General features: G+C 50.9%; 7 protein-coding genes. All 7 read left to right on the forward strand.

Features of this window, described 5'->3' with window-relative positions:
- The first annotated feature begins 155 nt into the window (after positions 1-155).
- The 7 genes from HWQ67_RS10295 (at position 156) to HWQ67_RS10325 (ending at position 6,946) form a co-directional block, all read left to right on the forward strand.
- The gene (locus HWQ67_RS10295) at positions 156-566 is read left to right on the forward strand and encodes a HEPN domain-containing protein (RefSeq protein WP_218252604.1); all 411 of its coding nucleotides are present in this window, start codon (positions 156-158) and stop codon (positions 564-566) included.
- Positions 567-955: 389 nt separating this feature from the next.
- A complete protein-coding gene (locus HWQ67_RS10300; RefSeq protein WP_218252605.1) occupies positions 956-1,270 on the forward strand; it encodes a nucleotidyltransferase domain-containing protein in 315 nt (104 codons plus the stop codon).
- A 269-nt stretch (positions 1,271-1,539) separates the two neighbouring features.
- On the forward strand, positions 1,540-3,129 hold the full coding sequence (locus HWQ67_RS10305) for a glycoside hydrolase family 57 protein (protein ID WP_218252606.1): 1,590 nt from the start codon (positions 1,540-1,542) through the stop codon (positions 3,127-3,129).
- A 186-nt stretch (positions 3,130-3,315) separates the two neighbouring features.
- Entirely contained in the window at positions 3,316-3,762 is a 447-nt protein-coding gene (locus HWQ67_RS10310) for a GspMb/PilO family protein (RefSeq protein WP_218252607.1), read from the forward strand.
- A 30-nt stretch (positions 3,763-3,792) separates the two neighbouring features.
- Positions 3,793-4,284: a hypothetical protein gene (locus HWQ67_RS10315; protein WP_218252608.1), complete on the forward strand. Its 492-nt coding sequence runs from the start codon at positions 3,793-3,795 to the stop codon at positions 4,282-4,284.
- A gap of 161 nt (positions 4,285-4,445) precedes the next feature.
- The gene (locus tag HWQ67_RS10320; protein ID WP_218252609.1) at positions 4,446-6,581 is read left to right on the forward strand and encodes a secretin N-terminal domain-containing protein; all 2,136 of its coding nucleotides are present in this window, start codon (positions 4,446-4,448) and stop codon (positions 6,579-6,581) included.
- Between the two features lie 71 nt (positions 6,582-6,652).
- Positions 6,653-6,946 (forward strand): nucleotidyltransferase family protein, encoded by a 294-nt coding sequence (locus HWQ67_RS10325; RefSeq protein ID WP_218252610.1) that lies wholly within the window; start codon positions 6,653-6,655, stop codon positions 6,944-6,946.
- Positions 6,947-7,105: the final 159 nt, after the last annotated feature.

The following is a 7,105-nucleotide window of genomic DNA, read 5'->3' on the forward strand; positions in this document are numbered from 1 at the left end:
ACCTGCCGTTTGTAAAGCACCCGGAGTACGACTACACCAAAAAGGGGCGGCTCCGACCCCCTTTAGAACCCCCTTCGCCGCCGAGTGGTTCGAGGGGAGTGAGGACGTCATAGGCGGCATCGCCTATCCAGCGGACAAGTACGGAAAGGTAATCTATGAGGCCGCCTGAGGAGGTCAAGAAAAAGCTCGTCAGGCAGTGGCTTGCCAAGGCCGATGACGATGTAAAAGCTTGTGAAGCACTCCTTGCCTTGAGGCCACCCCTCTTGTATCCAACATGTTTTCATGCTCAACAGGCTGCTGAGAAGTATATCAAGGCAATTCTAACATGGTATCAGATAGAGTTCCCCAAAACCCATTCGATAAAGCAACTTCTCGATTTGGCTGAACCGGCACAACCTGGCTTGATAAATGGGCTGAAAGACGCAGTCATGCTTACCCCTTATGGGGTCGATATCCGTTACCCATCAGGCGTGCCCGAACCGGATATGCAAGAGGCGGAACAGGCACTGAAACTGGCCAGTAAGGTCCGAGATGCCGTTATGAAATACTTGAAGGGGATTATATGAGACTATCACAATACAATGAGTCGCAAGATAAAACGTAATAGTTCAGCGGCTAGTGAAAAATCCCTAATAGATGTATAAAAACGGCTTGCACAAAATTTTATTTTTAGGTTACACTATATCTTAATGACTGTTATGCAATGACAATAAAAGCAAAGTGTTTTTACAATATGGAAATGTGTTTTACCATGATTTTTAAAGAAGATACCAGATTTTAATAAACTCAGACGGTAGAGAATTCAAATAATTTTGTGATGGGAGGTAATAAGACAATGTTAGAGCACTACATAGAGTTACTGGTAGCAAGTTCACTATGGAATGTTTAGCAAGGGCGATAATGAACACTGGATATAAAAACGCCCCTTCGTTAACAGAAAAAGGCTTAAATGGCCATGGATGAATCACTTATAAAAGAGATAGTCTGTCGGATTTTGGCCGTCGCATCGCCGCAGAAGGTCATTCTCTTCGGCTCGGCGGCATCGGGCAGGATGACCCGCGACAGCGACATAGACCTCCTTGTAATCGAAAACGACCCGGGTGACCGGAGGAAAAACAGCGCCCGTTTGATGGAAGTCCTTGGCGGCCTCGGTTATCCCTTTGACGTCATAGTCATTTCCACCGAGTGGTTCGAGGAGAGCAAGGATGTCATAGGTGGCATCGCATATCCGGCGGACAAGTACGGAAAGGTAATCTATGAGGCCGCCTGAGGAGGTCAAGAAGAAGCTCGTCAGGCAGGGCTTGCCAAGGCCGATGACGTCTTGCACAAAATTATATTTAATTAGGTTACAATGCTTCCATCAATAACATTATAAAAAAGAATAAGATGGATAGATACAGAAGCAGCGCATTCACCTTATATATATTCCAGGGTTGGTGCAAGTGGTGGTTACAAGACAGTGGAGGAAGGTTTGCCTTGGTAGCAGGAGCTAAGAAGTCTGAACTGCCGATTACGGCTGGTGCTTAGAGGGCCTTCGGTATGACACAGGGCTACTGGTTACCGGTGCTGCATAGCCACCTGCCGTTTGTAAAGCATCCGGAGTACGACTACTTCCTGGAGGAGCACTGGCTGTTTGAGGCCATAACCGAAACCTACATCCCCCTGCTGATGATCATGCAGAGGATGGTTGACGAAGGTGTTGACTTCCGGCTGACTACGTCCGTGACGCCCACGCTTGCCGAAATGCTGGCCGATGAACACCTCAGACAACGCTACATGAAACACCTGGACAAACTCATAGAGCTATCAGAGAGGGAGATCGACCGTCTGACCAACAACGCGGATTTTCTGCCACTGGCGCTCTTTTATAATCAAAGATTTAACGAGATCAAGTCCTTTTACGTAAACGCCCTCAACTGTAATCTTCTCAGCGGCTACAGGCGCTTTATGGATATGGGCAAGCTCGATGTCATCACCTGTGGAGCAACGCACGGATTCTTGCCGCTGTTGAGCGTCAATCCGCAGGCCGTTGAGGTGCAGATAGGAGTTGCGGTGCAGACGCACACGCGACACTTTGGCAAGGCGCCAGGTGGCATATGGCTGCCCGAGTGCGCCTACTACGAGGGACTGGATGAGGTACTCAGTAGACACTCGCTGCAATACTTCTTCCTTGACACCCACGGGTTGACCGAGGGCAGTCCGTCTCCACTGTACAACGTATATGCCCCCGTGTACACCACGCATGGGGTTGCGGCCTTTGCCCGTGACCCGCTGTCCTCGCAACAGGTGTGGAGTTCCAAGTCCGGTTATCCGGGGGACTTTGACTATCGCGACTTCTACAAGGACATCGGATACGACCTCGACTTTGGCTACATCAAGCCGTATATAAGCCCCGACGGCATACGTGTCTTTACCGGGCTGAAGTACTACCGGGTGACAGGCCCTGCCGACGACAAACGCCCCTACATCCCGGAAGTGGCACGAAACAAGGCCATCCTCCACGCCAGGGACTTCTGCTCCAAACGGGACGACCACCTACGGGCGCTATCCCGTGGCATGGACAGACCCCCTGTAGTCGTCTCCTGCTATGACACCGAACTGTATGGGCATTGGTGGTTTGAGGGGCCGGAATTCTTGTACCACGTCTTCTGTCAGACACACAACGGTAAGACTATCGAGGCCATCACCCCACTGGAGTATCTCTCCGGGCATCCCGATAATCAGGTGGTAAGTCCAAGGCCGTCCACCTGGGGTGACAAGGGCGGTTATGACGTCTGGCTCAACGACAAAAACGACTGGGTCTACAAGCACCTCTTTTCGATGGCTACAACCATGGAGACCCTGGCCAACGCACACTACAACGAAACTCACCCTATCACTATCAGGGTGCTCAACCAGTTGCTCAGGGAACTGCTTTTGAGTCAGAGCAGCGACTGGACTTTTCTGATGACCATGGGGACGGCCTCTCAGTACTGCGAAAAGCGAACCAAAGAACACATCGCAAACTTCAACCTCCTCCTGGAGGGCTTCAGGGCCAGGCGTCTGGATATAAACTTCCTGCAATGGCTGGAACAAAAAAACTCCATATTCGAAAACCTCAACTTCCGAGTTTTCGCCTGCAAGCGTTGAACAAAGACAAAGGCAAAAGGCAAGAAAGGGGCGGCTCCGCCCCCCTTCAGAACCCCCTGCAAGGGGACCAGTCCCCTTGACCCCTTTATACTGTTACCATGTGCATCATTTAATAACATGCAAGTGAATAAGTCTATCGTATTTCTCTTAATCATCCTGTGTATAATCCGGTTTGTGGCAGTACCTATGCACCGTAAGATTGAGGAGAAACGTGGGCTGTTGTCGGAGTTGCAGGCCGTCTACGATAGCAAACAACAACTGATGCGTCGGTATATGTCGTTGGATACGGGGGCAGACCCGGCACTCGAACAGGAACTTGCAACCCTCTTGTATCCCAGGGACGCCAACAGGACGGAAATTCAGACCGACCTGGTCAGGGCTGTCACGGGGTTGGCTGAAAAAAGGGCGCTCAATGTGTTAAACTTCCAGTTGCTGGAAGACACGCAGGAGGCTGTGTTGTCTGATGCCTCGGTTCTGATTCGTGTATCGGGGCAGATCAGGGCAGCCATTGAGCTGTTAAAGGATATATTAGAAGCAAGGCCGATCCTTACGGTAAAGGACGTTGAAATTAGTGGAAGTGGCAACACCTATACGGTTAAACTTATTGTCACGGGTTACATCAGAAGACTCTGACGGTGTGGCCAGGCAGTAGGCTTGTCTGCCTTGGGACATACCCTGCTGGCCGGCTTCAGGAGGTACAAGTTCGATGCCTTGATTGTGGCAATCATCGTATCGGTGATGCCTGTTGTGGTGGAGCGCTATGGCAGGATACCTGTGACAGAGGGCAAGGTCACTGCATCCGGTTCCACAGGGCAAGCGGCGGAGGACAAGGTGTCGTTGATGGCATTGCTCCGGCAACAGGGCAGACAATACGAAAATATCTCCGTGCGCAACATATTCTCCGCCGATGGCAAGTATGCGCCGGAGGTTGCTGCTGTGGCGGTGCCTGCAAAGAGTTATCGCCTTGTCGGGGTGTTAAACACCGGTGTAGTGCGGGCCGTGTTGATGGATGAAACGGACGCCCTCTATATATTAAAGGAGAAGGACAAGCTCGGTAATAGTGGCGAGTTGTCGCTTATCAAGGGATTGTCGGTGGTCTTGAAAGACGATAGCGGCGAAAAGGAATTAAAGGTCTTTGACATAAAGAGACAATAAGTACATGGATAGAAGTATTTTTATAAATGGGGTCAAGGGGACTGGTCCCCTTGCAGGGGGGTCTGAGGGGGGGCGGAGCCGCCCCCTTCTTTATCTTGACCGGAGTTAACTCAACAGGCAATATAATTAATCATGGATAGGTACTTAATAAGGCAGGATTGATGAAAAGGTATTGTTTATTATTGATCGTAGTCGTGCTGATATCGCTGCAGGCATGTAAGACGGCACCCCGCAAGGCGGACCTGGAGCCTTTTGGCATAGATAGCGACAACGCAACATCGCGGATAATCCCCGGCAACCGCTTTAAGGAACTCGAGGAGGCTGCGCAACACAAGCCCTCCGGTGACATGGTAGAGGCACTCCAGATGCCATCTTATGAGCAGACGACAAATGACAAACTGGCCTTTGAGCTTCATCCCGTTGACCCCAAGAGGTTAACCATGCAAGACAAACCCGTCATGATAAACGTTGACGGGATGGCGCTGTCGGACTTCATAATATACGCCGTTGGTGATGCCTTAAAGGTAACGTTCTTTATAGATGAAGCGGTCAAGGGTATGAAGACCCCCGTGACGTTAAGGATGACGAAAGAGATGTCAGCTGCCGGTGCCCTGGACATTGTCGTAGAGCTGCTGCGGCAGAAGGGACTGCTGGTAGGTGAGAAGGCCGGCAGTCTGTACATACTCAAACCTGTAACCGGCACAGACCCAACCGATGTGAGGGTTGGCAGGATGCCTGCGGTCAGTTCAATGACGGTGGTTCAGGTGGTCAACCTCCGCTACGTTGGTGTTGCCGACCTTGCCCCCCTAATAACGGAGCTGTACAAGGGCACCGTGACCACAAAGACCTACCCCAGGGACAATGCGCTCATTCTCATGGGAGTGGCATCGGCCATGAAGTCGGTCATCAGCTTCATAGATACAATGGATGTTCCGTATCTTCACCAGAGGAAGCTTTCGCTTCTTAGGTTGATCTATTGGAAGCCGGAGGAGTTTGTTACTCAGTTGACGTCAATACTGAAGGGACTTGGCATACAGGTGTCAACAGACCACAGAGAGCCTGGGGTGATGCTAATCCAGGTGAAGTCCTTAAACGGGGTTCTGGTATCGGCGCCCGACCAACAGGTCATGGACTTCGTGCAGCAGTGGAGGGACAAGCTCGACAGCGCCGAGTCCGCCGGGACAGAGGAGAAGACGTTTTCCTATGTGCCGCGCTACAGTAAGGCCTCCGAGTTGGTGGAATCCATCCAGAAGCTCTACGGAGTGGTGCATAAGACAGACGTAAGGGCAAAAGCGGAGGTCAGGTCGCCAGTGTCAACCACCCCTGCGGCAGCTACCACCACAACAACAACACAACCCCCTACCCCTGCCCCTGTTTCGCCCCAGGGGACAGTAACCGAGTTCTCTGCACAAGGGCTTAGGATTGCCTCTGATGACAGGAGGAACATCGTAATGATGATGACCACGCCGTCAATATACCGAAACATACTTGGCCTGTTGCGGGAAATCGACACACCGCCAAGGCAGGTACTCATTGAGGCCACCATTGCCGAAATGACGCTTGATGATCAAAATAATATGGGGTTTGAGTGGTATCTCTCCGGGCGGATGCTTGACGGGAAGTTCGCACTCTCAACGCTGGGACAACTTGGCCTGGATAAAAGTTCGGGGATGGTATACCACTTCACCGCGGACAACTCCAAGGTGGAATCGCTTATCAACATGCTTGCCACCGACAAAAAGATCGAAATCCTCTCCAAGCCACACCTGATGGTCCTGGACAACACGGAGGCCACCATCCAGATAGGTAACGATGTTCCCATCATATCGAGCGAGGTTTCCTCTACAGACGTCAGTTCATCGACAACCACCCCCAGCGTTCTGAGAAACGTCCAGTACAAGAGCACGGGTGTTCTGATGAGACTAAAACCCACAATCAATGCCGAGGGATTTGTCACCATGGAGATATCCCAGGAGGTCAGCGAGGCACAGACCAACCAGACCTCTAATATAGACTCCCCGCTGATACTGAAAAGACGGATCAATACCTCCGTTGTTGCCGCCAACGGGCAGACTGTTATAATAGGAGGCATAAGGTCGAAAAATGTCGATTCTACAGAGAAAAAGGTACCCTTGCTTGGCGATATCCCTATCCTGGGGTATGCCTTCAAGAGCAGCTCTGACAGGGTCAGAAGGACAGAGCTTATCGTGCTCATCACCCCCAGGATACTGTCAAATCCCGACGACACATCCACTGTCACTCAGGAGATAAAGGGCAGCTTTCTGAAGTTCAGGTAGGATGCACGGCACAGGGTGCATAAATTTTTCAACAACAAGAAAACATTCCGAACCTGTGCTATAATATAATGATGCAACGTAACGAAGCCATAAGTCTATTGGAACGTCACGAGGCCGACCTGAAGCGGTTTGGAATTGAGCATCTTTACCTTTTTGGCTCCACTGCACGCGATGAGGCGAAGGAGGATTCCGATGTTGATCTTTTCTTTGACTATGAAAAGGGAAATTTCGGTCTCTTTGAGCTGATGGATGTGAAGGAATACGCCTCTCAAATCCTTAGATGCAAGGCTGATATCATGACACGCGATAGTCTGCACAAGACACTGCGGCAGGGCATCGAAGCCGCAGCGATTTGCGTATTCTGAGTGACCGCACCTTCGCTTATTCCACGCCTTACTGACATTGTCGAGGCTATCGAACGCGTTTGCGGCGTATTAGAGGATGTGTCGCTTGATGCATTCGAAGCCGATTGGCAAAGACAATGGATTGTGCAACGCGGCGTCGAAATTATCTCTGAGGCAAGC

It is taken from the genome of Candidatus Magnetobacterium casense (genome assembly GCF_019173545.1).
GTDB classification, from domain to species: Bacteria; Nitrospirota; Thermodesulfovibrionia; order Thermodesulfovibrionales; family Magnetobacteriaceae; genus Magnetobacterium; species Magnetobacterium cryptolimnobacter.